26 protein-coding genes, 1 pseudogene and 1 other annotated feature (1 of these 28 only partly in view) are annotated in these 25,379 nt (G+C 42.4%); of the genes and pseudogenes, 17 read left to right on the forward strand and 10 right to left on the reverse strand.

The window, feature by feature from the left end; genetic code table 11:
- Nucleotides 1–5: a binding site (T-box leader), on the reverse strand; it reaches 255 nt to the left of the window's first position.
- 131 nt (nucleotides 6–136) lie between these two features.
- Complete coding sequence (locus ASG16_RS10840) at nucleotides 137–1,570, forward strand: eCIS core domain-containing protein (protein ID WP_056490247.1); 1,434 nt, start codon at nucleotides 137–139, stop codon at nucleotides 1,568–1,570.
- Nucleotides 1,571–1,650: 80 nt separating this feature from the next.
- On the opposite strand, the gene ASG16_RS10845 is transcribed toward ASG16_RS10840, so the two are convergent.
- Nucleotides 1,651–1,992 carry a hypothetical protein gene (locus ASG16_RS10845; protein WP_048031397.1) on the reverse strand — a complete coding sequence of 114 codons (342 nt, stop codon included), beginning with the start codon at nucleotides 1,990–1,992 and terminating at the stop codon, nucleotides 1,651–1,653.
- Nucleotides 1,993–2,346: 354 nt separating this feature from the next.
- Between ASG16_RS10845 and rlmD the strand changes: the two genes are divergently transcribed.
- Nucleotides 2,347–3,732 (forward strand): 23S rRNA (uracil(1939)-C(5))-methyltransferase RlmD, encoded by a 1,386-nt coding sequence (rlmD, locus tag ASG16_RS10850; RefSeq protein WP_056490250.1) that lies wholly within the window; start codon nucleotides 2,347–2,349, stop codon nucleotides 3,730–3,732.
- An 85-nt stretch (nucleotides 3,733–3,817) separates the two neighbouring features.
- Nucleotides 3,818–4,522 carry an alpha/beta hydrolase gene (locus tag ASG16_RS10855; protein WP_056490253.1) on the forward strand — a complete coding sequence of 235 codons (705 nt, stop codon included), beginning with the start codon at nucleotides 3,818–3,820 and terminating at the stop codon, nucleotides 4,520–4,522.
- A 165-nt stretch (nucleotides 4,523–4,687) separates the two neighbouring features.
- Here the strand turns inward: ASG16_RS10855 and ASG16_RS10860 are convergent, their stop codons facing one another.
- Nucleotides 4,688–5,218, reverse strand: a complete 531-nt coding sequence (locus ASG16_RS10860; protein WP_056490256.1) for a GNAT family N-acetyltransferase — start codon at nucleotides 5,216–5,218, stop codon at nucleotides 4,688–4,690.
- A gap of 333 nt (nucleotides 5,219–5,551) precedes the next feature.
- Here ASG16_RS10860 and ASG16_RS10865 point away from each other — a divergent pair, with 333 nt between their 5' ends.
- The gene (locus ASG16_RS10865) at nucleotides 5,552–6,121 is read left to right on the forward strand and encodes an SF0329 family protein (RefSeq protein WP_056490259.1); all 570 of its coding nucleotides are present in this window, start codon (nucleotides 5,552–5,554) and stop codon (nucleotides 6,119–6,121) included.
- Between the two features lie 141 nt (nucleotides 6,122–6,262).
- Here ASG16_RS10865 and ASG16_RS10870 read toward each other — a convergent pair whose 3' ends face one another.
- From ASG16_RS10870 to ASG16_RS10885, 4 genes are all read right to left on the reverse strand, one after another.
- Complete coding sequence (locus ASG16_RS10870) at nucleotides 6,263–6,844, reverse strand: type 1 glutamine amidotransferase family protein (RefSeq protein ID WP_056490262.1); 582 nt, start codon at nucleotides 6,842–6,844, stop codon at nucleotides 6,263–6,265.
- A 106-nt stretch (nucleotides 6,845–6,950) separates the two neighbouring features.
- Entirely contained in the window at nucleotides 6,951–7,283 is a 333-nt protein-coding gene (locus ASG16_RS10875; RefSeq protein WP_056490266.1) for a branched-chain amino acid transport AzlD family protein, read from the reverse strand.
- The gene (locus ASG16_RS10880) at nucleotides 7,274–8,008 is read right to left on the reverse strand and encodes an AzlC family ABC transporter permease (protein ID WP_056490269.1); all 735 of its coding nucleotides are present in this window, start codon (nucleotides 8,006–8,008) and stop codon (nucleotides 7,274–7,276) included. Before ASG16_RS10880 ends, ASG16_RS10875 begins: the two co-directional genes overlap by 10 nt.
- 82 nt (nucleotides 8,009–8,090) lie before the next feature.
- Nucleotides 8,091–8,900 carry a TrmB family transcriptional regulator gene (locus ASG16_RS10885; protein WP_056490272.1) on the reverse strand — a complete coding sequence of 270 codons (810 nt, stop codon included), beginning with the start codon at nucleotides 8,898–8,900 and terminating at the stop codon, nucleotides 8,091–8,093.
- A gap of 154 nt (nucleotides 8,901–9,054) precedes the next feature.
- Here ASG16_RS10885 and ASG16_RS10890 point away from each other — a divergent pair, with 154 nt between their 5' ends.
- The 6 genes from ASG16_RS10890 (at nucleotide 9,055) to ASG16_RS10915 (ending at nucleotide 15,333) form a co-directional block, all read left to right on the forward strand.
- Nucleotides 9,055–9,762: a DNA alkylation repair protein gene (locus tag ASG16_RS10890; RefSeq protein WP_056490275.1), complete on the forward strand. Its 708-nt coding sequence runs from the start codon at nucleotides 9,055–9,057 to the stop codon at nucleotides 9,760–9,762.
- Between the two features lie 268 nt (nucleotides 9,763–10,030).
- Nucleotides 10,031–10,735, forward strand: coding sequence for an ABC transporter ATP-binding protein (locus tag ASG16_RS10895; RefSeq protein WP_056490278.1), 705 nt, complete (start codon nucleotides 10,031–10,033; stop codon nucleotides 10,733–10,735).
- Nucleotides 10,736–10,737: 2 nt separating this feature from the next.
- Nucleotides 10,738–13,062, forward strand: a complete 2,325-nt coding sequence (locus ASG16_RS10900) for an ABC transporter permease (protein WP_056490809.1) — start codon at nucleotides 10,738–10,740, stop codon at nucleotides 13,060–13,062.
- 191 nt (nucleotides 13,063–13,253) lie between these two features.
- A complete protein-coding gene (locus ASG16_RS10905; protein WP_056490281.1) occupies nucleotides 13,254–13,646 on the forward strand; it encodes a DUF1259 domain-containing protein in 393 nt (130 codons plus the stop codon).
- Nucleotides 13,647–13,796: 150 nt separating this feature from the next.
- Nucleotides 13,797–14,597 (forward strand): TatD family hydrolase, encoded by an 801-nt coding sequence (locus ASG16_RS10910; RefSeq protein WP_082517229.1) that lies wholly within the window; start codon nucleotides 13,797–13,799, stop codon nucleotides 14,595–14,597.
- A 151-nt stretch (nucleotides 14,598–14,748) separates the two neighbouring features.
- Nucleotides 14,749–15,333, forward strand: coding sequence for a hypothetical protein (locus tag ASG16_RS10915; protein ID WP_056490284.1), 585 nt, complete (start codon nucleotides 14,749–14,751; stop codon nucleotides 15,331–15,333).
- Between the two features lie 143 nt (nucleotides 15,334–15,476).
- Here the strand turns inward: ASG16_RS10915 and ASG16_RS10920 are convergent, their stop codons facing one another.
- On the reverse strand, nucleotides 15,477–16,355 hold the full coding sequence (locus ASG16_RS10920) for a LysR family transcriptional regulator (protein ID WP_056490287.1): 879 nt from the start codon (nucleotides 16,353–16,355) through the stop codon (nucleotides 15,477–15,479).
- A 97-nt stretch (nucleotides 16,356–16,452) separates the two neighbouring features.
- Between ASG16_RS10920 and ASG16_RS10925 the strand changes: the two genes are divergently transcribed.
- From ASG16_RS10925 to ASG16_RS10940, 4 genes and pseudogenes are all read left to right on the forward strand, one after another.
- A complete protein-coding gene (locus ASG16_RS10925; protein WP_056490290.1) occupies nucleotides 16,453–17,604 on the forward strand; it encodes an MFS transporter in 1,152 nt (383 codons plus the stop codon).
- Nucleotides 17,605–17,748: 144 nt separating this feature from the next.
- A pseudogene (locus ASG16_RS10930) lies at nucleotides 17,749–17,943 on the forward strand (ATP-binding protein); the annotation flags it as partial.
- Nucleotides 17,944–17,995: 52 nt separating this feature from the next.
- A complete protein-coding gene (locus ASG16_RS10935; protein WP_056490293.1) occupies nucleotides 17,996–18,526 on the forward strand; it encodes an RNA polymerase sigma factor in 531 nt (176 codons plus the stop codon).
- Nucleotides 18,513–19,598, forward strand: a complete 1,086-nt coding sequence (locus ASG16_RS10940; protein ID WP_048031384.1) for a hypothetical protein — start codon at nucleotides 18,513–18,515, stop codon at nucleotides 19,596–19,598. Before ASG16_RS10935 ends, ASG16_RS10940 begins: the two co-directional genes overlap by 14 nt.
- 90 nt (nucleotides 19,599–19,688) lie before the next feature.
- On the opposite strand, the gene ASG16_RS10945 is transcribed toward ASG16_RS10940, so the two are convergent.
- Both ASG16_RS10945 and ASG16_RS10950 read right to left on the reverse strand, forming a co-directional pair.
- Complete coding sequence (locus tag ASG16_RS10945; protein ID WP_056490296.1) at nucleotides 19,689–20,432, reverse strand: suppressor of fused domain protein; 744 nt, start codon at nucleotides 20,430–20,432, stop codon at nucleotides 19,689–19,691.
- A 163-nt stretch (nucleotides 20,433–20,595) separates the two neighbouring features.
- On the reverse strand, nucleotides 20,596–21,519 hold the full coding sequence (locus ASG16_RS10950; protein ID WP_370444395.1) for a GNAT family N-acetyltransferase: 924 nt from the start codon (nucleotides 21,517–21,519) through the stop codon (nucleotides 20,596–20,598).
- Nucleotides 21,520–21,832: 313 nt separating this feature from the next.
- On the opposite strand from ASG16_RS10950, the gene ASG16_RS10955 reads away from it, so the two are divergent.
- The gene (locus ASG16_RS10955; protein WP_056490302.1) at nucleotides 21,833–22,624 is read left to right on the forward strand and encodes an aminoglycoside adenylyltransferase domain-containing protein; all 792 of its coding nucleotides are present in this window, start codon (nucleotides 21,833–21,835) and stop codon (nucleotides 22,622–22,624) included.
- 117 nt (nucleotides 22,625–22,741) lie between these two features.
- Nucleotides 22,742–23,314, forward strand: coding sequence for a hypothetical protein (locus ASG16_RS10960; protein ID WP_056490304.1), 573 nt, complete (start codon nucleotides 22,742–22,744; stop codon nucleotides 23,312–23,314).
- Nucleotides 23,315–23,360: 46 nt separating this feature from the next.
- Here the strand turns inward: ASG16_RS10960 and ASG16_RS10965 are convergent, their stop codons facing one another.
- Nucleotides 23,361–24,317 carry a helix-turn-helix transcriptional regulator gene (locus ASG16_RS10965; RefSeq protein WP_056490307.1) on the reverse strand — a complete coding sequence of 319 codons (957 nt, stop codon included), beginning with the start codon at nucleotides 24,315–24,317 and terminating at the stop codon, nucleotides 23,361–23,363.
- Nucleotides 24,318–24,431: 114 nt separating this feature from the next.
- Between ASG16_RS10965 and ASG16_RS10970 the strand changes: the two genes are divergently transcribed.
- On the forward strand, nucleotides 24,432–25,376 hold the full coding sequence (locus ASG16_RS10970) for a Gfo/Idh/MocA family protein (protein ID WP_056490310.1): 945 nt from the start codon (nucleotides 24,432–24,434) through the stop codon (nucleotides 25,374–25,376).
- Nucleotides 25,377–25,379: the final 3 nt, after the last annotated feature.

Here is a 25,379-nt window from a genome sequence, read left to right on the forward strand (position 1 = left end):
GATACATACGAACTATTCGAATTAGTTAAACATTCTACGCCGAAACCCACAAGTTGTCAATCTTCTTGTTATTTGGCAGGAAAGTAATAGCAAAAATCCGAATGGATACACAAGCATTCGATCGGAGGTGACCTTTTTGAGAAGCTACAGCCGTGAAAAACTTCACTCCTCTAACGAGACAACTGCGCAGCAAAAAACTTTTCCGGGACAAAAGCAAGCAAATCTTCTCTCTTTGGCATCGAGAGACGCACTCCCACCTGCACAGGTCATGCAGCTCCAACAAAGCATAGGCAATCAAGCAGTCCTGCAATTGCTTCGAAAAAAAGTGATTCAGCCTAAGAAAAATGAAACAGGCATGCCAGATACGCTGAAATCTGGCTTGGAAAAACTTTCTGGAATTGATTTGTCTGATGTAAAAGTACACTATCAGTCGGATAAACCGGAGCAGATCGGGGCGCTGGCTTATGCCCAAGGTACCGATATCCACCTCGGGCCGGGGCAGGAGCATCATCTTCCCCATGAAGGCTGGCATATCGTCCAACAAATGCAGGGACGTGTAAAGCCTACGCTGCAAATGCAAGATGTGGGTGTTTCCGTCAATGATGAGGTGGGGCTGGAGTCCGAAGCCGATCAGATGGGGGCAAAAGCGTTGCAGCAGGGGGAACCTCTGTCTGATACTACCGATTATCAAGCACTTGCAGCTATTTCGCCGCCAGCCAGCAAACCGATTCAGGGGGTTTGGGCGACGGTACCAGGTTCACCTAGCAAGGTCAATCTAAAAACGTTGACGGGGGAGTTTTCTTCTTCCGGCAAACAACTCTACTTACATTCTGAAACCAGACAAAAATACGAGGAAGTTTCTAATATTGGAGGTGAACTGATCGTCCAGCCTTACGATGATTCTGTTACAACCTCCAAAATTCTCCCATTCTATCAAAACTGGACTTCTGCTCAAACGACCAATCTGTCCATAGACAGTGGATTTGGGCCAGTAGCTGCTAGGCATAATCGCAGCGCCCCCTATCTTACGTCCAAGGAAGAGGATTTTGGAGGCGCGAAACTTGGGACTACTTACAAGGATTTTATCAGGGGCTTACGAGACGGGAAAAATAACTCAAAAGACGATGCTACTCTGGCGGAAGCCCTGCTCAATGAAGATCTGAGTCTATTGGATTCCGACCTACAAAAACGAGCTGCCGCTATGTTAAGCACAACCGTCAATCTCGCGGAAGAATGGCGAAAACAAGGCGCAAGCAAAATTTATCGTTCACTCCTAAGGCAAATCATCGACGAAGAAGCCACTTTTGATGATTTCTTACGAGATTTTGAATTCATACAAAGCGCTGATGCGGGGCGCGTACAGGTAGCTCGTTATCAGGATTATTTCGATGAGGAAATGGACTACGATGATCTGACTGCTAGAGATCAAGCAATTATCGATTATATGTCTCCTAAACGTGAAGATGATTTCAGCTCGGATGATGAACAACGTGAGGAAAAAAAGCTGAAATCAAAGGAACGATTATATGCAAAACGCTACCAAGAAGATGAGGATGATGGTAACAACTAGCCACATCGTAACACAAAAAAACGGGTTCCCTTTCGAGCGATTACACTCAAAACGGTACCCGTTTTTCTATTTGCTACATCCTAAACTGCTTCGTAAATCGCTTCGTAACGCTTGCCGATTTCTTCATCTGTCAAACCAGCCTCACGCAGACGGCCGATCAGTGCATTCGCCCAAATCTCAGTGCGTTGCGCCATTTTTGCGTATTTTTTCGCTTCCTTCACTTTGCGCTTGGAGCGATCTTCACCGTTTGACTTGAGGTTGTCGAGGATGAACAGCATGTGCATTGTATCTTCCTCGTTCAGCGTCTGCCAGCTATCGTTGAGAAACGCAGTTACCTTTTTGTAGTAGCCATCAAACTCGTCAAAAGAAATCTCAGTATCCATGTTGAGATATTCTTTCATTTTTTCAAATAGATCTTGCATCTAGCGTCACAACTCCCTCATTATTCTCCGCACTATTTCATACCCGTTCAAAAAGTCGTCTTTTCAGCACCGAGAAAGTGGCGAGAACCTGAAGAAGGAGGATCCGAGTGTAGGGGAACCTACATAAGCACCGGACTTCAAAGGTGAACGCCTCTTTCGATGTCGCATCAGCCCTCAGAACTACTTCGTGATCAAAAGACGACTTTTTGAACAACCTCTATTATAACAAAAACAAAGCTGGACAGGAAGTTGCCATTATCTGACTGGCACCCGTGAATGTCTCGCATACATGCAACGTCTCTCGTAATGCTCTATAATAGGGAAATACTGAATTGCTTGAGGAGAACGGAACAGATGACAACGCATAAAAAAGAACAAGACGCCAGCATCCGTGTCGGCCAGCAAATGACGCTCACGATTAAGAGCTTGGGCATTAATGGCGAAGGGATCGGCTATTTTAAAAGAAAAATCGTTTTTGTAGAGGGTGCCCTCCCCGGCGAGGTCGTCCATGCAGAGGTGACCGAGGCAAGAGAAAAATACGCGACCGCGCGTCTTTTACGAGTTGTTGAAAAATCAGCATCTCGCACGAAGCCCCCCTGTCCAGTCTATGCGGAGTGTGGCGGATGCAGCTTGCAGCACATGGATTATGCCGCACAGCTCGCGAGCAAGCAGGAAATCGTCATCGAGTCACTGCGCAAGTATGCTCGACTGAATCAGCCACCTGTCTCCCCTACGATTGGTATGGATAACCCGTGGTCGTATCGAAATAAAGCACAGTTTCAGGTGGGCAAGGAAAACGGCAAGCTCATCGCTGGACTGTATCAAACAGGCAGCCACAAGCTCGTCAACCTGGAAGGCTGTCAGGTGCAGCATGAAGCGACAACGAAAATCGTCCAAACAGCGAAGCAAATCATCGAGGAGCTCGGAATTCCGGTCTACGACGAGAAAAAACGGACGGGCGTCATCCGCACAATCGTAGCTCGTGTCGCTTTTGCAACGGGTGAAACGCAATTAACGCTTGTAACGGCTACCCCAGAAATCCCACGGGTGAAAGAGCTTCTTTTGGAGCTGCGTACGCGGCTGCCTGAGCTTGTAGGTATCGCGCAAAACGTAAACACGCAAAAAACATCGCTTGTTTTCGGGGACAAGACAGTGTCGTTGTGGGGCAAAGCCTCCATCGCTGAAAAGCTGGGAGAGCTGTCCTTCGACTTGTCTGCTCGTGCCTTCTTCCAATTGAATCCCGAGCAGACGCAAAAACTGTACAATCAGGTAAAGGCGGCTGCTGGACTGACTGGAAAAGAACTCGTGCTCGATTTGTATTGTGGTACAGGGACGATTGGTTTGTGGCTCGCTCCTTACGCCCGCGAGGTTCGTGGAATCGAGCTGATTCCTGAGGCTGTCGAGGATGCCAATCGCAATGCAGAGCGTAACCAAGCGTCGAATGCCAGCTTTTACGTGGGTCGTGCCGAGGTCTTGATGCCGAAATGGGCCAAACAAGGGACTCGGCCGGATGTCGTCGTAGTCGATCCGCCGCGGACTGGGCTGGATGATGCGCTGATTCGTTCCTTGTTGGCTGTGCAGCCGAAGAAGATTGTGTATGTGTCTTGTAATCCTTCTACATTGGCGAAGGATGTTGGGAAGCTGATGCAGCGGTATGAGTTGAAGAGTGTGCAGCCGGTGGATATGTTCCCGCATACGGCGCATGTGGAGTCGGTGGCTTTACTGGTGAGGGACGTGTAGGCCCCAAATAAAGGATATAATCTGCGTAACAAAATAATCTACAACTACCTATGGTAAGGTTACACCTCAATAATTTGGAGGATATATGTTAAAAGAAAATATTTTAATAGATGATATTCCTGCTATTTTGTGGGGAAACGACAGCACGAAAATATTTATTGCTGTACATGGCAATATGTCCTCAAAATCAGATATTCCGATTCGTATTCTAGCCGAAAAAGTTGTTCCATTGGGCTATCAAGTGCTCAGTTTTGATTTGCCTGAACACGGCGATAGAAAAAATAGTTCTAAGCTTTGTAAAGTGCAAAACTGCGTTTCTGATTTGAAGAAGGTTTTAGAATTTGCACACACGAAATCAAATACTATCAGCCTATGGGCAAATAGTATGGGAGCATATTTTAGCTTGTTAGCTTATAAAGATGAAGTTTTAAAGCAAAGCCTATTTCTTTCTCCTGTTTTAGACATGAGCCGACTGATTCAAAATATGATGAAATGGTTTGATATTACAGAAGAACATCTGTGCAGAGAAAAAGAAATATCTACACCTATTGGTCAAATCCTATATTGGGATTATTACCAGTATGTTATCAAGAATCCAATCATCAAATGGGATTCTCCAACTTCAATTTTATATGGAAAAAAAGACGAACTGTGCGAGTATGATGTCTTATCAACATTTATCACAAAATTTAATTGTGATCTTGCTGTTTCAAATGCTTCCGAGCATTATTTTCACACAGAAGAAGATTTGAATATTTATGGAAAATGGCTCGAAAAGAATATCTTTTGATAAGAGCACGCTTAGATATTAGATAATCTAAAAATCAAGAGGCTACGTTTTTAGGTTGACTTCCATGACCTACAGACTTAGCCTCTTTTTTATCATGTCTATTCTGAAGTTCAACTCTCTTTTGCTATATTTCAGAATCTTTCTTCATCTATGCTTCCTTTAAAGTTAGTATGGAAAGGTATCTTCTACTATTGTTTTGGTATTGTTCTCCCAGTCTTCTCTTATCATTGCATACCCAACAGAATCAAATAATTGTCCGCTTTGTCTCCAGGATCTACGGTTATAAGATTCTTTTACAAATCCGCTATTAAAGAACGTTTTTCTCATCGCAAAATTATCATATCTGGTATGACCTTCGATTCTAATAATATGAGTGTAATTATTGAATACATAAGTACTTAACCAATTAAGGACATCCTTTGCTATTCCTTTGCCTCTAAACTTTTCTTTCAATCGCAAATCGAATAAACATATGGGATCTTCTAAATCAAAAACTCTTATTAAACCAATTTTTGTTTGATTATCCATGATCCAAAATGTTTGGTTCCCGTTTTCGTTATAATTTCCGTTTGCTACATTTTCTCTTATAGACTTCTCAGTAGGATTCTCCTGTCCATGAAAACTCCATGTTTCTGATGTTAAAAATTCCACTAATTCATCAACCATTTTATTTTCAAACTCTAAATATGTGTACATCGTTCTCCCCCTTGAATGGCTACCTTCAATGACGAAGTTCTGAAAGATGAGCTCATCTTTTTTCGAATTTGTATTTATAGAGATTTCGAAAAATTTATATGATTTCATTATTCTACCATATTATATAAATAGCAAAGAAGGGTGGAAAACCGCTCTTTTTTACATTAGTCTATATGAAACCTTTGTTGCTTCTAACTTGATTTTCTGCAGAATGTAACAGAAACGGAGAGGAAGAATATTGATTAAGTAGAAATCGTAGCTTTAGAAGGTTCACGAGCAGGAACTAATCATGTAAAATCGCTACAAAGTTAGATGATGAACATAGGAGGATACATGTCCTGGAGTAAATTGAAAAAACAACTGGAGAGCTTTCTCTGTCCTGCGCTAAATGGAAGGGTCGAATACCGTGCAACGGGTTACCGTTATTTACCTGATAAATCCGGAATTTGTTATATTGCCGTAGATAAAAAGAACGTACTTAATATGAGTGATACAACTAGCTCAATCAGATGGTATCAGACGGAGCAGGAAATTAAGAATGATTCAGATATCCAAATTCCTATCTACAATGAAGAAATTGAAGCAGTCAGAAAAGATACCAAGGGGATCGTTCCGGAGGATCGTCTAAAAGTAATGGCAAGAAATAGAAAAATATCAGAATATGCAAAAGAGCTTTTGTCAGCACAGGCATCATTAAGTAAATCAAATTTTATCGTTGTGGCTAATCGGTTTTTATCTACTTCTATAGAGGAAAGCATAGAGAGCAATGATATCTTATTGAATATTCTTGCCTTGGTGGACAGAAGGGTCGGAAAAAAGAGGATTTTAAATATGACCGAGAAGATGAAGTTAAAGCATCCAATTGTGCAGTATTTTTATGAATTACGACTAAGTACATTATGAACGGGAGACTCTTTTCGATTCAGGTCTTCGGCTTTTCAATTGATGGGGGCATATCGTGTCAGGGTTGTTCTCACTGATCTGAATAAAATAGGAAAGCACCCAAGCATGTATGCCTTCGTGCTTTCCTATCAAGCCTAACTATTAGGAGGGAAAGTAGCCCTTTTTAAATAATTCGTACCATTGATTCAATTCATCGCCTTCTATTACGCCCAATCTCTCCAAAATATGCCTTGAAAACTCCAATGCACCGCTTCCATTCGCAGTGATGAGATTCTCGTCCCAGATTGACTGACCCTCTACATAATGTTGATCTCCTCTGTAGTTCGGAGCTCCTTCCTTCAAATAAGCTAACGTATTGCCTGTATGTCTATGATTGTCCAAAAATCCGTGATTCCCTAAAAAAGTCGTAGCATCACAGATGGCAGCGACAGGAATATCTCTGCTCACACAGTACTCAACCATTACTTTTGCTTGCTGATTCTTTTCTTCTCTCCATCCCGTTCCGCCAGGTATGATTAACATGGCGATATCTACATTTGGATTGAATTCGTTTACGCTATAATCGGGAAGGACCGTTAAACCACCCATCGAAACTTTAGGTTCCTGATCAATGGCGATTGTCTTTACACGATATCCTGTACCAGGTTTGTTCAGCTCTGAACTGACGTAACTTGCCTCCCAATCCGCAAAACCATCCGTAATAAAAATCAACACTTCCTTCAAAGTGATTCCCTCCCTGTAAAGTCATGTACAAATGAATTGTAAAACAACTCCACTGACAGTTATGGTCAGGAAAGAAAACGGAAATCATATGAACATCTTGAAGCGATCAAGATGGAAACAAAAAACGTAATACCATCACGACAATAATGCCTGCGAGTACAGTTACCAATAAACTACGTGTTTTTATCGCAATGAAAAAGGTTGGTATGGCTGCTAAAAGTTCAACATTATTAATAGAAAGAGAAACCTTTTCACCATTTTTAAATATTTCTTGAGCTACTAGAGCAGCCATAACAGATATGGGGACATAGCTTAACCATCGTGTTGCCCACTCCGGTAATTGAAAACGACTCAGTACCATAAGAGGAAGGACTCTAGGGATGAATGTAACAAGAGCTGTTCCTACAATCATCAAAAAAACATCCAATCTTACTTCCATTTTTCCATCACCATCCCTATCGTTGAAGCCAAAATTGTCGCGACGATAACTCCCATACTGCCAGACAACATGGAACTGGTTCCCACAGCAATAACAACCGCGATTATCGCAACAACCACATCACGTTTCATTTTCTTTCGACTTAACATCGAAAGTACCAGAAGTCCAATAAACATCGCGGTCAAAGCAAAATCCAAACCTAATGTTTCAGGATTTGAAATCCATTGTCCGAAGAATGCTCCGGCTATATTGGCTGCGCACCAGTTTAGATAGGCCGTTATATTTAGACCGTGCATCCATTTTTCACTAATGTAGTTCTTTTTTGCAGCTTCGTTGATGGCAACACCAAACGACTCATCGGTAAGTAGTGACCCTACTAGCATGTTCCTAAGCGGCGAAAGATGCCGAAAATATGGTGCCAGGGCTGCACTAAGTAAAAGATGCCGCAGATTAACAAAGAAAATCGTAATAATAATGGTGGTAATCGAACTGCTTGCTGCCATCATTCCGGCAGCGATGAATTGGGCTGAGCCAGCATAAAGAATTAAACTAATCAAGGCTATCTCAGCTATACTAAGACCGGCTGTCCTTTCGATAACACCAGCAGCGAATCCAATACTTAAATAACCCAGCAACGTAGGGACACAATCCTTTACACCTTGGAGAAAAGTATCCTTATCTCTTGAATCTGCCACCGTTTCGATTTGGTCATTCGCTAGACCCATTTTATCCCTCCTTATCCTGATTTATATTCAGGGAGTTATTATGATAACTACTATGAAAAAGTGAAAGAAAATACGGTTCAAATTACTTGAACCGTTTTCCTGTAACTACGTGGAACAGGTCAGGATGGTTAATCCAGAGAGCTTCCGCTTTCTCGGAGCCAATTTCCTTAACTAATTGCGCAAACATAATGTCGTGCCTGATGTACTCCATTGCTACTAATACAAGTGCTGGGTCTTGTGTTTTTATAGCCCATGCAGCAGTATTTGGAGCGAAATTTGCTATTAATACTTCTTCATTGTCCCGGGAGACAATCGTTAAACGACCACTCATACGTTCCTCTGCTACTTTAGGAGACATGTAATCATGATGAGTGGTTGCGCCTATCTCGGTATCGGGTGCTCCAAACAGAATGGAAAATACAGGAACACCCTCTTCTACACGCTTATCTACATCCTGTTTAATAAAAGAAATCTGTGGTTGCCAAATCGATAACCATAGTTCTTCCCGGGCTTTGTTTATCATGTCGACCATTTCTGTGATGACCAGTTCATCACTACTAATGCGTCGAACTACATCTACTTGCTGTTCACTTTCTAATGCAGATAAATTTCTTTCAAGATAATCAAATGATTGCTCGAAGGAATTTCGCAATCGCGTGATTAATTCTTTAGCTGGCAAAGGAGAGTAGGTCAAAGGCTCAGATGGTACCGTATAAACTGCTCCTTTATCTAACAATTTCCCTAATACTTCATAAATCATGGAACGAGGTACACCCGATCTTTTACTAATCTCATATCCAGTTATAGGCGACTGCTTCAGAAGCCCGATATATGCTTTGCATTCATATTGTGAAAATCCCAATTTCTGAAGCTCTTTATAGATTTCATCCAAAGAAAGCCACCACTTTTCATATTAACTTTAGTCTTTCGTGATGATTATAATAACCTCTACGTTTCTTGGTAGTTATTATAATAATCACTAATAATATCGTCAATCCTTTTTGGCGTTTGTATAGTAGAGAAAACAATGAAAGAAGTGATATTCGATGGATTTAGAAACAGTCATGCAAGAGCTTGAAGCTCTCGGCAAGGAACGAACCAAGAAAATTTATCTATCCAATGGTGCTCACGAACCACTTTTTGGCGTGGCTACAGGCGCTATGAAGCCCATGGCAAGAAAAATCAAGATCAATCAACCCTTGGCTGAGCAGCTTTACGCTACCGGGAACTACGACGCTATGTACTTTGCCGGTGTGATCGCAGACCCAAAAGCAATGACCAAGGCAGATTTTGATCGGTGGATGGATTCAGCTTATTTTTATATGCTCTCCGATTATGTGGTTGCAGTAACCTTGTCTGAAGCAGATATTGCCCAAGAAGTTGCCGATCACTGGATCACGAGCGGCGAAGAGCTCAGAATGTCTGCTGGGTGGAGTTGTTACTGCTGGCTTTTGGGTAATCGCCCAGATCGTGAATTTTCCGAAAGCAAAATTGCCAACATGCTTGAAACTGTGAAAAATACGATTCACGATTCTCCCGAACGAACGAAATACGCTATGAATCATTTTATTTACACCGTGGGGACTTCTTATTTGCCACTTCACGATAAGGCGTTCGAAATCGCGAAGACAGTAGGGCCTGTAGAAGTCCAAAAAGACAAAGCAAAGAGCAAGTTCCTAAACGCTTTCGATAATATTCAAAAGGCAGTAAGTAAAGGTCAGCTCGGCTTCAAACGGAAACATGTGAGGTGTTAGTCCCGTTGGTTTCTCGTGAGGAAATCGTATGGACACGGAGTAGCCCTTTAGAGGTTGCTCCGTTTTTTCGTAGCAAGGTGTAATGCTATTTGTCATAGTCGGCGAATGTAAAGGCGATACTGGTCGTGTAGCGTTTTTTTCGAACATGCGAGATCAAACTCCTACTGGAGACGGATGTCAAAATACATCGACTGCGGGATGTAACTACTCCCCGTTGGTATATTATGGTACATAAGTTTCAAGAATAAGCTACGAGGAGATGTAATCCGTGAAGACGTTAATCGAATTCAAAAAAGTAACGAAAGAATACAAAATCGGAGAAGTGCCAATCAAGGCACTGAATGGTGTTGATTTTTCCATAGCTGAGGGAGAATTCGTCGTTATTTTGGGTGCAAGTGGTGCTGGCAAAAGTACGATTTTGAATTTGCTAGGCGGAATGGATACGGCTACCTCAGGTCAAGTATTTGTTGACGATCAAGAAATCACCAGATTCAACGAAAAAAGATTAACGCAATACCGCGGTGAGAAAGTCGGCTTTGTCTTTCAATTCTATAACTTAATTCCGAATTTAAACGCTCTCGAAAATGTTGAGTTTGCTACGGAAGTATGTAAAAACCATCTGGATGCGAAAGAGATTTTACATAAAGTTGGATTACAAAATCGTATAAAAAACTTCCCTTCTCAGCTCTCTGGTGGCGAACAACAAAGAGTTGCAATCGCGCGAGCTGTTGCCAAAAATCCTTTGCTGTTACTATGTGACGAACCAACTGGAGCATTGGATTATGTGACAGGTAAATCCGTCTTAAAGCTTCTCCAGGATTTGAACAAAGAAACGAAGAAGTGCGTCGTATTGGTCACACACAATTCCGCCATTGCTCCTATGGCTGACAAAATTATTAAGGTAAAAAGCGGAATGATTGAAAGCGTTACCATTAATCGTGAAAAGCAAAGTGTGGAAGGGATTGAGTGGTGATCATGAAGTTATTTTTAAAATTAGGAAGGGATATCAGACAATCGATCGGGCAATTTATCGCCTTTGTTTTGGTTATCGCAGTAGGAGCCTTTTTCTATGGGGGGCTAGTCACGTATAGCGATAATCTTCGTGCTTATACAGAAGGTTATTTTCAAGAACATAACATAAGTGACCTAAACGTATTTTACAATCAAATTTCCAAAAATGATGTCGCTGTTTTAAGTGAAACAGAAGGCATTAAAAAAATGGAAGGACGTTATACCTTTGATGCCAAGCAAGCCTTTGAAGGTGAAAAAACTTCTTTGAAAATTCATTCCATCCCTGTCAAAAACGAAATAAACACGATTACTATGATTGAGGGCAGAATCCCGGCAAAAAAGAATGAGATTTTATTAGATTCTCGCTATGCGAAAGAACATCTTTTCCAAGTCGGCGATGCAATCAGTATTAGCACGAATGAAAGAAATTTTACATTTACCATTAGCGGCTTGGGTGAGAATGTCGAACATGCAAAAAAGAACGAAATCCAAGACCATAAAACCTACGGAGTCGCTTATATTGCCGAAGAGACCATCCCTGAAATCTTAGGGGGCCTTTCCTATAATGAAATCATGGTCTATGCTACAGAAGGTTACGATATTGATAAATTGGGTCAATCCATTGAAGCACAATCCAAACATCTTTCTTATATAAACCAAGTCAGGAAAGAACGGACTTTCAGCTATTCGAAAATAAATGAAACGATCCAAAATAATAAATTGATGAGTATGGTTATCCCTTTCGTTCTCTTTTTGATTGTAGCTATTATCCTGTTTCTTACCATGTCGAGAATGATTGATTCGCAAAGAAACCAAGTAGGGATTATGAAGGCTTTAGGTGTCAAAAACAGAAACATCATGCTTCATTACATGGGATACCCTGTACTGGCAGGTATCATAGGCTCAATCATCGGTTGTGCGATTGCCGCTCTCGTTTTTGTTCCATTGGTAACGGCATCGAGTGCAAGAGCCTACTCTCTGCCTGGCATTACATATTCCCTTTCCTTTTATTCTTTCATTCCTCCCATTATTTTCTCCAGTGCTTTTGGTATCCTAGCGTGTTACTTAAGTGGTAGAACCCTGTTAAAAGAACGTGCGGCTCAGGCTATGCGTCCCAAACCGCCAAAGAAGATGAAAACACTATTGATAGAGAGAATTCCGGGTATTTGGAGTCATATTTCCTATAGCTACAAACTCATTTTGAGAAATATTTTCCTCAATAAACAAAAAGCTTTAGCAAGCTCAGTTGGTGTTGTTGTAAGCACCGTCTTATTGATAACGGCTTTTGGCACTCAATCTGCCTTGCAAAAAGTAGCTAGCCAAATTGAAGATGTCTATACGTATGATTTGCGAGTAGATTATGCGATGGGAACATCTCCTGATACGGTAAAATTACCCTCCGGTATAAAAAATCAATATTATTTATCCACCTTTCCTGTTGAATTCATCAACGGTGATGAAAAAGATAATGCTACTCTCGTTGTTACGGAAAAAGAAAACACTCTCATTCATTTCTTTGACGACAATGATAATCGGATCACGTTAGAAAATAATGGTGTGCTGGTACCAAAATCTTATGCCGACAAATATCAAATTTCAGCAGGAGATATCATCCATATAACGTTCAAAGCACCAGAGCTTATAAATAAATCTGTAGAAATGAAGGTTTTACATATATCTACGCAGTATTCGAACCCTTCGTTTTATATCACACCAGACTATTTAATGAGCTTTGGCATAGACTACAGTCCAACCTCGCTTTTCGTTCAAGCAAATAGCTCTGTAGATCTTAGTAGCATTCGTAACTTCTTTGAACAAGATCCTCAAGTAGAAGCCCTTGCAGATAGAAATGATCTAAAGAAAACCGCTGAATATATTTTGAAACAAAACAATTTTGTCTTTATCATGTTTATTGTTTGCGCCGTCATCCTCTCTTTTGGCGCAATCTACACAATCTCTTCCATCAACATTTACGAAAGGAATCGCGAGCTTGCAACACTTAAGGTATTAGGCTATCAAAAACATAAAATAAACAGACTTATCTTTTTTGAAAACATGATACTCACTACCTTTGCGATCCTTGTAGCTCTACCAATAAGCGGCTACGTTTATTCCATGATTGTCAAGGCACTGTCTAGTACCCATCAACAAATCCCGGATCAATTAACGCTTCCTATCCTGTTGGTTTCTGTTATGCTTGCCTACTTGCTTACGATCCTGTCCAATCTGCTACTTCGTAGAAAAATAACCAACATCAATATGATTGAATCCTTAAAAGGAGTGGACTAAAACTATTGACCAACTGCTTTACGTGCCTGTCTTACGTGTAAGGCTTTCATGGCAAATCTGGCTATTGGGTGGGTAATCTATGCCTCATCATGTACGCACTAGTTAGGAGAAGCCCCCGTAGAATAGGCCATCATCCGTTTCCATCCTGTACCTGTCTTCATACGATGACAAAAACAGGGAGGAAACGAGGAATGCCCAAAAAAGTATCGCTTTGTGAGCAGTTCTCCAGAATTATCCGGGGGCAATCTGGCTTTGCTGGCGGAAAATGCGTCTCGACCATCAATCGAAATCAAATAAAAGCGACCATTTTGGGAAAAAGATTTCGCGTAACGTCTTCTTTTTCATTTGAATCCTTGAATCCCAAAACGGGTAAGGCCCTCTGTTTAGGGAGAGCGGCATTCCTACAGAAAGAAGTCACTCCATTCATTACAGCCATTCGAAATCAAGGCATAATAGTCTCGTCTATCCGCAATGAATGGTTATTCGATCGTCCCCGCGTGATTTATGTAAATATTGAAGCAGTCGATAAACCTCTTGCTTTCGCAAGAAAAGTAAGGCGAGCATTAGATGCCATTCCTTCATGAGAATAAAAAGAAACGAGTCCTCTCTTTCACCGCAGAGAGGATTTTTTCGTCTCTAGAACATCACAACTCGATCAGCTATAATGAAAAACAACCAAAAATAGGAATTTTAGCGAAAATCAGTACGTACTCATACCTCTTACATAGGAAGGATTGATTCTCTTGTATACACAGATCATCGATATAGGCGTAAACCTGATGCACCGCTCCTTTCAACAAGACCGCGATGAGGTCGTTGCCAGAGCAGAAAAACAAGGAATTTACCCATTAATTTTGACGGGAACAAGCTTGAGAAACAGTATGGATGCCTCCCGATATGCGAGTCGCTTCAAAGGAAAGCTGTACGCTACGGCAGGGATTCATCCTCACGATGCCAAAAGCTGTGATGAATCGACGATCAAGAAATTAAGAGAACTGGCATCTCTTCCCCATGTGGTAGCGATTGGAGAGTGCGGGTTGGATTATAACCGTGACTTCTCCCCGCGTGATATTCAAAGAAAGTGGTTCATCGAACAAATTTCCCTGGCCACAGAACTTCAACTGCCGTTGTTTTTGCATGAACGCGACGCTCATCTTGACTTTGTCTCGATTCTCAAAGAGCATCGTCAAAATATCAATCGTGCGGTTGTACACTGCTTTACCGGAACCTCCAAGGAATTGGAAACCTATTTAGAAATGGACTTCCATATTGGGATTACCGGATGGATTTGTGATGAACGACGTGGGAAACATCTTCGGGAGCTTGTCAAAAAAATTCCCTTGAATCGTTTGATGATTGAAACAGATGCGCCATTTTTAACCCCTCGTGATTTGAAAGAAAAGCCTGTGGATGGTCGAAATGAACCAATGTATTTGAGACATATATTGCACGCGGTCGCACAATGTATGGAGTTGAGCCCTGAGGAAGTGGCTAGCGCTACAACCAAGACTGCAAAAGAATTTTTTAACGTATAGCTCATTTTCGCAAGAGGGTCTCGTGCCCTCTTTTTCTTTTTGTGACAAGGCAGTGAAAATAGAGCATTTCACAAAAACGTCGCTTTACGATTGTTAAAAAAAGATTTAAATTACAAATAATGGATACAATTAAAAGAAAGGTGGTTTGTTTATGCTAAAAAAAAGTATGGCTTCAAGTCTAGGTCTTCTCTTCGTTGTGCTGTCTTTCACCCTTCCTACTCAGGCTGCAGAACCAACGCTTTCGAAATCATCTGAACAAAATATTTCATCCCATGCATCACTAAAGCAATCCCTAACAGCGAGCTCTTCTTATGGAGCGAAAATGTGGATCAAGAACAATCAACTGGTCCCACAAGGCTGGGTGATTACCGACAGTACTAGTACTCAATTCGAAATTACATGCGTGATTGGAGCTACGTACAGATCAACACTATGGATCAAATACAACCAACGAATTCCCGATGGATGGGCTGTTATAGATGGCAGTGGTACTTCCCTGCAAATGATTTATACACAAGGCGCAGGTTACGGAGATAAACTGTGGGTACGAAACAATCAAATCATGCCTCAAGGATGGGTCATTACAGATAGTACGACGGATAAATTTGAAATTACGAGTATTCAAAGAGCTCCAAAGGGAGCGAAGCTATGGATCAGGTATAATCAACAGATTCCAGCAGGCTGGGTTGTTACCGATCGATTTAACACGAAAATTCAAATCACTTTTATGGGCTAGAGAGATTGCGTAAATCCCTAGCAAAAACAAAACTAGAAGTCATTAAGTAGACTTATGCTCAAGTAACCGCCAGAGTTGGAATCTCAATGGGCGGTTACTTATTTTCTTCGGGATGAAAAGAGTTTCCACTCCCCCTGCTGAGCCTATGCTTCGTCCCCAAAAACACTCTTGGCCACTGCAAGAAACGCTTTTACGGCAGGCGAAGCATCAGAAATGGAATGGCAGGCTAACGCTACATTTCTCCAGTTCGATACATTCAGATTCCCAACTCGAATATTTGGCTGTGATTTGAGAAATAATTCAGGGCCGATCGTGACCCCGAGTCCTTCTTTTACCATGTTCGCGATGGTGTTACAATCGTGTACTTCAAAACGTACACACGGCTTAAGCTTCGCTTCCTGAAAAATCTCATTCACATGGGATTGATACATTCCAGTTGGCATAATAAAAGGTTCTTCCTTTAAATCCTGAATTGAAATGTTCTCTTGTCCGTTAAATTTATGATGGACAGAAAAGGCTACAACCATTTTATCCTTCTTAATTGGAATCATTTCAAACTCGGCTTGAGACTTGTGCTCCACAACAAATCCAATGTCGACTACTCCAGTTTTTAGCCACTCCGTAATTTCCTCATAGGTACCTTCATAAAACTTAAACTCTATCTTGGGATGCCTCTTCTGAAATTTTGAAAGAATTTTTGGCAATAGACAAGCGGAAGCGCTGGCGAACGTACCGATACGTATCGTTCCTACTTCAATTTTTGATGCTAAAGCTACCTCTTGATTGATCTTTTCCATTCTATTCAAAATCTCTCGCATATGAGGCAAAGCCATCTGTCCTATTTCTGTAAGAAGGACTCCTTTTTTTCTGTCCCGAATGAACAATGAAACGCCCCATTCTGACTCCAGACTTGCGATAGCATGACTTACGGCTGATTGGGTCATATTCAACTGGTCGGCGGCTCTCGTAAAACTTCCAAGCTCCACGATTTTCGTAAAAACCTCGAAACGAGCAATTGTCATGAGTTTTTACTCATCTCCCAAATGAAAAACATCAATTTTACTCATGTTATCATTCGTTTTAGAATGAGGGCAAGATGATGAAAAAGGAGAAGAGAGTATGAATCGCATAGCCATATATTTACTAGCTCTTGGGGCATTTGTAACTGGAACCGCAGAATTTGTTGTATCCGGCATTTTGGAACTCATCTCGACTGATTTGAATGTGTCGATATCTATGGCAGGGCAATTAGTTACCGTCTTTTCCTTATCGTATGCGTTTGGGGCACTTGTACTAGTGATGTTGACTGCAAGATTTGAAAGAAAAAAAGTGTTGCTCTATTCTATGATTATTTTTATTGCGGGAAATATCCTTGCCCTTTTCAGTTTTCATTTTCATGTTCTCATGCTTTCACGTATTGTCCTTGCTATGAGTGGTGGGCTGTATATCGTCGTCGCAACCAATTTCGCTGCCAAGCTTGGGCAACCTGCTAAACGAGGAAATGCAATCGCAACCGTAATTACAGGATTTTCTGTTTCTTTAGTGTTGGGTGTCCCCATTGGAACGTTAATAGCAGCATATATGGACTGGCGCTTTGTCTACCTGATTATTGCAGTCGTCACACTCGTCAATCTTATGCTGTTAAACAAATTTATTCCCAAAGCACACGGTGACAATCCAATTCCTTTCAAACAGCAATTGCTTTTTCTCCAAGATAAGCAAGTAATCAGCGGGTTACTCACCACCGTATTTTGGATTCTCGGATACACCATGGTTTTTACTTATATTGCTCCGTTTTTAAGCACCTTGGCTGGTTTTTCGATAGAAATGATTAGCTCTGCCCTTTTGGTGCTAGGTGTATTTGCTTTCATCGGCTCTCGCTTTGGTGGGTATGCAGTGGATAAGTGGGGACCTGTCCGAACAATTTCCATTAGTTTAATCGTCCATTCAGTAGCGTTATTCGCATTAACGGCAACGGCAGCTTCGACAATAGGTGCTTTTCTTACCATTATGATTTGGGGGGCCGCTGCATGGACAACAACTCCCGCAAACCAGTCTTATTTGATTTCTTTAAAACCACAATCCTCAGAAATTGTCCTGAGCTTCCATACTGCATTAATGAATATTGGCATGACATTGGGAGCAGGTTTAGGTGGAGTGGTGATCAAGTACGCAGCCATTCAAAATTTAGGCTGGCTAGGGGGATTAATTGTGTTGTTGGCGCTATTCTTTTCCTCCTATTCGTTCAGAATAAAAAAATCTGATATGTAAGCTTGAACAAAGAAGCGTTCGTATGGAACAATTGATGCTTGGCGTCAAACAAGTGCTAACTATCCTGGCAGCCGAGAAGGACGCTCAGATTACATGGGAATATCGCATGAATACGTTGCATGAAAGGCATGTAGTGCTGGTGGACATATCAAGGTGGTCACTGAGCTGGAGAATGAACATAAGGTGATCGCAGTCGAGGATAACGGCAAAGGCATGTCCGCAGAGCATCTCCTCCACATTACAGATGCGTTTTACCGGGAAAAAGGACAACAACCAAATGGATATTTCGCAAAGACATCTGATGGATCAACTCGGGTGTCTACTTTTTTGGGAAAGTGAAAGATTGTCAGCAGCTTTTCCGTCTATACAGTGACAAGGAGGTGTAACACCAGTGGAGGATCATAGTGGCGCACGAATCGAGCAATGGTTTCACTCATACAGCCAGGATATATATCGATTTCTCGTCTATTACACGGGACGAACCGATATCGACGATCTTGTTCAGGAGACCTTTATTCGTGCCCTGAAAGCCATACACGACACAGAGGTTGAGAATCCCAAAACGTGGCTGTTTGCCATAGCACGAAACGTAGCCATCGATGAAAGGCGCAAGACAAAACTGATTAGCTGGTTGCCAGATATCTTCTTGCAGCATCTCGTTTCGCACGACAAAACACCGGAAGAGTCGCTGATGTTAAGTGAAAACAAGCGTCTGCTCTATGAAATGATCAATCAGTTAAAGTCTTCTTATCGGGACGTGCTGATACTCAGAGGGATCAAGGGATTATCGAGCAAAGAGACGGCGGAGGTTTTGGGATGGACGGAAGCCAAGGTCAATCTCACAATGCATCGAGCGATAAAGTCGATTCAAAACAAACGAAATGTTTCGATTGCGGAGGTGATGAACGATGCCATCATGTGATGAGCAGATCATTCTAGAAGAATTGAATCAATTCCCGGAGCAAATCCTTTCCCGAGAACGAAGCCAAGCAATATTAGAGGGTGTGCGAGAAGAAGGAGGTAGACTTCAAAAAGTGAACAAACGAAGAATGTACTATGGATGGATGGCAAAAGGGCTGATCACCTGCGGCCTGTTGCTCGGTTTTTTCTGGATGAAACCATTTTCTGCACCAGCAGAATCAACGAGCAGTGCAGCTTTGACTCCCGAAGAGCAAAAGTATTTTACGGCTGCCCAGCAGGCAATCACTACGGCGAGCGGCATTGAGAAGAATTTTACTTTTGCAGAGATCGAGAAAAACGAGGAGTCCTTTGTTGTACTGACAAAGGATGAAGAAGCCTGGGTATATTTTAAGGCCGATACGACAGAGGTGATTGCCGTCAAAGCAACTTTTGCCATCCAAGAATTGACGGAACCTTATCAAAAATATGTAGAGACTGCACGTGAAGCCTATAGGGTTACGAAACAACCGGTTAACTTCGAAACAACAGAATTTTATAAAAGAAAAGACATAGCTATTCTAAGCTTTGACTTGGATCAAGATCAGGATGTTGATGTTGATTTATCTACAAACAAAGTCATTGATTATACCTTGAATTACAACCCTAAGGATGCAGATCAAAAGTCTCTGGACATCGCGCAAAAAGCTTTGACGCGCTTCACCAATAAAAATGATCTCTCCTTTACCCTAGCCGTAAAATCATCAGATGAGAAAGAGGATAGGTGGACGTTTCACAACGAGCAAGAAAGATATGAGGTGGAAGTCGGAGCAAAAACAGGCCAAGTATATGATGTGCAGCATGTAACGGAACACAAGCATATTATCATCAAATCAATCGATGAAGCGATTCCCGTCACGAAGCCGCTTATTCAAGATATTTTTGGCATAGACACTACTGGGTACAAGGCTTATGGCGGCAAGGATTGGGGCGGCTATATATTGAGAAGTGACACTCCTGGGAAACCACGTTTATCCATAAAGCTTTTTGATAGGGATGTTGGAACGATTTATGGGATCGGTATAGAAAGAGACTGACTTTGAGTTTGGAGGTCACAGCAAAGGAGCAACGGGTTCTATATCGTATATGGAACCCGTTTTGTTACACGCTCATGCTTTCATATATTTTTACTTGCACGTATTTCTTCTATTCGGATTCAAAATTAGCGCATCATCTTCCAGCTCAAACAATTTATCCAACAGCGCATCCAAGCCATGCTCCAATTTATATTCCATCTCTTCTTTATACAAAGGAATCAAGAAATAGGCATGAACCTTTTTCCCATCCTTGGTGGGAATGACGCTGATCTCTTCGGATAGCTGAAACAGAACGACTCCATTTAAGCCAGTGCCATCCGCATACGGTACATAGTCCTCATAATTCGGTATCGTATGTCCGTATCCCAACCACGTATTGTACTGGTGAGGAAAACGAGCCATTTGCTTCATCAGCCTGATCGGCCAGTAGTTGTTTTCATCCTGTAGCGATTCTTGTGTCAGCTCCCAGGAAGCCGGCAAAAATATCATCACTTCTGCTCGATCGAAATTCTCTTCCATCTGCTCCTGTATTTCATCCGGGATCGTCATCGGTAAATCACTCATCCCAGTCGTATACAGAACCCAAAATGGTTCTTCTTCTGTAGGACTCATTACATTCACATCAATATGAATCATATCGGAAATAATTTCGTGAAAAACACTGCTTTCTCTTCCCGCAAATACCGTCTCAAAGTGGGCAACAATTTCTTCTACATATTCCATGGGAGCTGGAGGTTCATAATCAGCTTGTTCGTTATATGTGTAAATCGCAGTGCCGTCCCCTGACTTTTCTCCGTTGTTCGTACCGCCGAATAGCTTCTTGAAAAAATTCATCGCAAATCCTCACCTTCTCATATTTAGACGCTGGGTCCTCTCTATTGTATCGGCATGAGATACACCCAACATTTACCTTATCTTTGTAATTCTTGCAAGGGAATTTCGAATCAACTTGCACAAAAAAGAGGGGCGCTACTCTAGCGCTCCTCCCATGTCCTTCTTATTTCAGCACCATATAGTACCTGATCTCCTCTTTATCTACCTCGAATCCAACCGATTTGTATAGAGACAAAGCAGTTTCATTCGTCGTTTCCACCATGAGATACGCGGATTTCAGTTCATGCGATTTTAGATATCCCAATGCTTGTGTCAGTAAAAACTTCGCAAGCCCACGCTTTCTCCAAGGTTCCTGTACGAAAACATCCTCGACTACTCCTACGTTTTCCTCCTGCCATGCCATCAAGCTGGCAGCAATCGTGTCGTTTTGACGAATCACCATGGATGTCCAAAGCGCCTTGTTCTTGTATTCAGAAAGTCTTTCAAACCCTAAAGGAGCGTCCGGCCAAATCGTGGCTTCCAGATCCAAGTAATCTTTTTCTTCCTGTGCGCTCTCCATTTTCCAATACGAAAAGTGAAAGTTTTCATCCAGCGTTAACGCGGGGATGGGTTCTAGTAAATCACGCTTCATCTGAAACAAGCTATTCCAATGGGTATAGCCCTTTTGGATAAAAAAGCGGTTGTTTTCTACTTCGGATGAATCGTTACCGACACACAGCATCGTTTGGTATTCACTTGGCAACGTTTCTTTTACTTGCAAGGCTCTTAGAAATAGGTGCTGGTACACGTTTTCTAGCAAATCGAAGTCATTGTCTCTTTCCGGTAGCGCCTTCAGATTCAGGTAGATCGAATGCTTATTTGCTGCTGAACGTCCAGGAGGGATAATCGTAATAATACTGACTTGCCCCTTCGCCACCATCTTTCCATTTTCAAATGCACAATAGACATTACTCCAATTTGCTTCTTCACCGACCCACCAAAACGTGGCGTTTTCTTTTGAGGTAACGGCTTGATATAGCTCGCCAAGTAACGAGAAGTCTTCATTTTGAAAATTCCGAATAATCATACCGGTTGATAATTGACTCACAATAATACCCCTTTCATCCTCGGGGAATATCGCGGGTTTGCGGGCTACTTACGCGAGTTCCCTATCAAAAATTTGCCCTTTGTTAGCATGTACTCAATCACAATAAACGCCTCCTTTAACAATTGTTACCATACAAATTATCATACCGTGTCCCTCCTTGGCTATCAAACCATTTTTCTATCAGATTAGAATTCATCTTGCGAGAAAATTAAAAACCAAGTAAACTTTATCTCATTTACTGGTGGTATGAAAATTATGGAAATGATCAATTTCACAGGCGACTTCGAAAAAGTTGGGGAGAAGGAGTTTCCTTATGGACAAGAGAATCCCAGAAAGTGTTAGACCTTTCTTACACGACTATACGCAACGACTCATGGCAGAACTGCCTGATGCCATCTACGGTGTGTATTTGTATGGCTCTATTGCGCTGTCAGGCTTCGAGGAAGATAACAGCGATATTGATTTTGTAACGATCTTGCATAGTGGGTTAACGAATGCAGAAATAAAAACGCTCAAGAACATTCATTATGCTCTCCAAAACGCAAACCCACTCGCTAAAAGAATGGATGGCATGTATATCAAGCTGGATGACATCGGAAAAACCAATCCATCCCTGGAGCCTTATCCTTACGTTGACAGTGGGACATTCAAATCATCCGGCCACTATGATGTCAATCATGTGACGTGGTGGATACTCAAGCAACAGGGCATTGCCGTTATGGGGAAAAGTGTTGAAGCATTACACATCCCTACCCAGTGGTTTGATGTTGGGGAAACGATGAAATACAATGTACATGATTATTGGTCGCCGAAAGGAAAAAGCATGCGGAAATTCTTGCTCGATGGATGGGTAGACTTCGCCGTTTTCACCTTATGCCGAATCTATTACGCGCTCATCCATGAGGACATTATTCCGAAGAGAAAAGCCGTAGAACAGGCTCTGCAAGAACTCCCAAATGAATGGCATCTTTTACTGAAAGAATCCTTGCGAATACGCTACCACCCAAACGAACCATCTTTATTTTCGAACAGAATCAAGCGGGCAAAGGAAACCCAGCGCTTTATACACTATATCTGCGAGCTGTCGCCTAGTAAGACGGAATAACACCACACAAAACATGGCGCACAGATCATCCCAAGACTCCACCTTGGACCAAAGAAAGCTTGCAGCGAGCCGAAGCTCTACGGCAAAGCCGCTTTGCGTAAAGAAGGAGATTTGCTTATGAAGATCATGGAGCATTTGCACCTTGAGCATTTTAGACAAATGGAACAACTCGAGCTTCAATATTATGATGCTGAATTTATTACGCCGTACCAAGAGAGCTACAATTGGTATTTGTTTCGTCCCGATTCGGTCGTTGCGATCGAAGAGAATGGGCGCATCATCGCTTTTATGAACCTGCTTCCCGTCAAGCCTCATATCTACCTGCAAATTGCGCAAGGGACGTTTAAAGACAGCCTAATGACGACTGCGGATATTGAAGATTTAACTACTTCTCCCGAGCAAGTCTATTATTTTCTGTCCTGTGTCGTTGTCGATCAATCTTATCGGAAAAGCGCTGCCTTGCCCATGATGCTACATCATTATCTCGATGTACTGGCTCATGTCGAACAGAGTGGCTGCCGCATCCAATCAATCATCATGGATAATATTACGGAAGCCGGCAATCGTTTCGCTCAGCGCCTTAGCATGAAGCATGTATGTATCAGTGACCACGACTCTCATATACATGCCTCGGACTATGAGAGCTTCAAACAACATGTTCACGCGAGTTATCCCATGCTTTCCCGCTAAAGACTTCGCATCGACTTGATGTGAAGCCTTTTGGCGTACGCGTACGCTACGTATACAGTGCCATACATTCTCGCAGCCTCTCTTTTGCAAAAGCTCTTAATTCCGCTGGCTCCACTACCTCCATATGTCCGATTATATCCAAAATATCGCGACATGCTCTTTCATAACTGTACAAATTAACCGTCAATTGCTCGTACTCTCCGTACTGCACAGCGGAAATCACCTCCAGTCTCTCTCGCACGGCCAGCTTTTCAGGATGCAATCTGATCACGACAGGAAAATATTCGATTTCACGACAAGCCCGCTTAAACGCCGCCTCCTGATTCCTCCAATAACCTGCCAATGAAAAGCTTTCTGGAATCCCGAATGTCTTCTCCAGTACATGAACAGAAGGAATCCGCTCGCACTTGAATGTTCGAATCTCCTGCGCGTTTTCACAGAAAGCAACGAGATACCACTCCGTTTTTTTCACGACGAGACCGTAGGGACATACCGTACGTAGCGAGCTGCTCCCATCCATTTTGCGGTAGGAAATGACGACTTTGCTTGATCGCCAAACCGCTGCCCGCAAAACCTCCAGATTCGGTATGACTACTCTCTCTTCCCACCACGGCGTCTCATCGAAATAGAAACGCTTCTTCGCTTTCTCGATATCCGGCTGATAAGTCTGAGGCAGCGTCTTTTCCAATTTGAGCAAAGCAGACGTTAATTTGTGTCCTGTCTCGGTATCCTGCCCTATATGAATCCCCATCCCGGTCAAGTACAAGTGCACGACATCATCGACATACAGTTGTTTCAGATTGACCGTGTATCCTTCCATCAAATAAATTCCACCGCCAGGCCCCGAGGTTGCCGCGATCGGAATCCCTGCCTGGGACAATGCGTCAATATCCCGATAAATCGAGCGAACAGACGTCTCCAGTGCTATAGCGAGTTCTTGTGCTTTCATTTTTCCCCTTGATTCGATCAGTAGCAATATCGCAATCAATCGATGCAGTCTCATCTCCAGCCTCCACGACAAAAAACTACTCTATTTTTCAACGCGACCAAATTGATGACACAATGCTGTCAACAATACAAAGATATCATAGAGCTATCAGGATAGGAGGGATGCAAGATGAATATCGCAGTATTAGGGACCGGCTTTGGTGCGTACCATGCACATCTGCTGAAAAAAATGGATGGTGTAGATAGATTGGTAGTTTTCGGTCGAAGTAAATCGAAGCTGCAAAAGCTACAGGAAGAGCTGCATGTGGAGATTACAGAGCATGTGGACGAGATCATGCGCGATCCTACTATCGATGTCGTGGACATTTGCCTGCCTTCGCAGTTGCATCGGCAATACGCTGTAGAAGCACTCGAAACCGGAAAGCATGTATTCTGCGAAACACCAGTTTGTTATACGCTAGACGATGCACAAGCCATGAAGCATGCAAGGGACCGGTCGGGGAAAAAGCTGTTGGTGAATCAGTTCATCAAATTTGACCCGGCGTACGCCTACCTCCGTAGCGCTCATGCAGAAAACAAGTACGGACAGCTCCTCTCCCTCTCGCTTAAAAGAGAAACAGCTCCCTTATGGGGGGATTTAGGCTTGTCCTCCATTACGACGAATCTGATGATTCATGAGCTGGACTTCGTAACATGGCTGTTCGGTCGCAATGCCAGTATGAGCGCATGGGGGGCAGAATCATCGGATAAAAAACAGTCCATCGTCCACTCGCACTTTCGTTATCCTGATGCGCATGCTGAAATAGTCTCCTCCTCGCAGATGCCGACCTCCTACCCATTTACTGTCGGCTACGAAGCGTACTTTGAGAAGGCAAAGCTCGTTTTTCAGGAAGCCGATAGCCATGGTCAAACGGAATCTTTCTTATGGGAATATACATCCTCTGGCAAGAATGCCCTCGTTCTCGAACCTGTCAATCCGTATGAAGAGAGCTTGCGTCATGCCATTCAATGCTTTGCGGAACATACAGAATCGATCATCGATGTTGATCATGCAGTCGAGTCCTTCGAGCTTGCGCTTGCTTTACAGAAACAGCTTGCACGCCAACGCCAGTAAAGA

Source organism: Brevibacillus sp. Leaf182 (assembly GCF_001423865.2).
Taxonomy (GTDB): Bacteria; Bacillota; Bacilli; order Brevibacillales; family Brevibacillaceae; genus Brevibacillus; species Brevibacillus brevis_C.

What these genes read in the sequence shown, in the direction of transcription:
- rlmD (WP_056490250.1), top strand. Translation starts at nt 2,347, where the DNA reads ATGACAACGCATAAAAAAGAACAAGACGCCAGCATCCGTGTCGGCCAG.
- ASG16_RS10970 (WP_056490310.1), top strand. Translation starts at nt 24,432, where the DNA reads ATGAATATCGCAGTATTAGGGACCGGCTTTGGTGCGTACCATGCACAT.
- ASG16_RS10955 (WP_056490302.1), top strand. Translation starts at nt 21,833, where the DNA reads ATGGACAAGAGAATCCCAGAAAGTGTTAGACCTTTCTTACACGACTAT.
- ASG16_RS10855 (WP_056490253.1), top strand. Translation starts at nt 3,818, where the DNA reads ATGTTAAAAGAAAATATTTTAATAGATGATATTCCTGCTATTTTGTGG.
- ASG16_RS10925 (WP_056490290.1), top strand. Translation starts at nt 16,453, where the DNA reads ATGAATCGCATAGCCATATATTTACTAGCTCTTGGGGCATTTGTAACT.
- ASG16_RS10865 (WP_056490259.1), top strand. Translation starts at nt 5,552, where the DNA reads ATGTCCTGGAGTAAATTGAAAAAACAACTGGAGAGCTTTCTCTGTCCT.
- ASG16_RS10890 (WP_056490275.1), top strand. Translation starts at nt 9,055, where the DNA reads ATGGATTTAGAAACAGTCATGCAAGAGCTTGAAGCTCTCGGCAAGGAA.
- ASG16_RS10880 (WP_056490269.1), bottom strand. Translation starts at nt 8,008, where the DNA reads ATGGGTCTAGCGAATGACCAAATCGAAACGGTGGCAGATTCAAGAGAT.
- ASG16_RS10945 (WP_056490296.1), bottom strand. Translation starts at nt 20,432, where the DNA reads ATGAATTTTTTCAAGAAGCTATTCGGCGGTACGAACAACGGAGAAAAG.
- ASG16_RS10860 (WP_056490256.1), bottom strand. Translation starts at nt 5,218, where the DNA reads ATGTACACATATTTAGAGTTTGAAAATAAAATGGTTGATGAATTAGTG.
- ASG16_RS10905 (WP_056490281.1), top strand. Translation starts at nt 13,254, where the DNA reads ATGCCCAAAAAAGTATCGCTTTGTGAGCAGTTCTCCAGAATTATCCGG.
- ASG16_RS10915 (WP_056490284.1), top strand. Translation starts at nt 14,749, where the DNA reads ATGCTAAAAAAAAGTATGGCTTCAAGTCTAGGTCTTCTCTTCGTTGTG.
- ASG16_RS10960 (WP_056490304.1), top strand. Translation starts at nt 22,742, where the DNA reads ATGAAGATCATGGAGCATTTGCACCTTGAGCATTTTAGACAAATGGAA.
- ASG16_RS10900 (WP_056490809.1), top strand. Translation starts at nt 10,738, where the DNA reads ATGAAGTTATTTTTAAAATTAGGAAGGGATATCAGACAATCGATCGGG.
- ASG16_RS10965 (WP_056490307.1), bottom strand. Translation starts at nt 24,317, where the DNA reads ATGAGACTGCATCGATTGATTGCGATATTGCTACTGATCGAATCAAGG.
- ASG16_RS10875 (WP_056490266.1), bottom strand. Translation starts at nt 7,283, where the DNA reads ATGGAAGTAAGATTGGATGTTTTTTTGATGATTGTAGGAACAGCTCTT.
- ASG16_RS10920 (WP_056490287.1), bottom strand. Translation starts at nt 16,355, where the DNA reads ATGACAATTGCTCGTTTCGAGGTTTTTACGAAAATCGTGGAGCTTGGA.
- ASG16_RS10940 (WP_048031384.1), top strand. Translation starts at nt 18,513, where the DNA reads ATGCCATCATGTGATGAGCAGATCATTCTAGAAGAATTGAATCAATTC.
- ASG16_RS10845 (WP_048031397.1), bottom strand. Translation starts at nt 1,992, where the DNA reads ATGCAAGATCTATTTGAAAAAATGAAAGAATATCTCAACATGGATACT.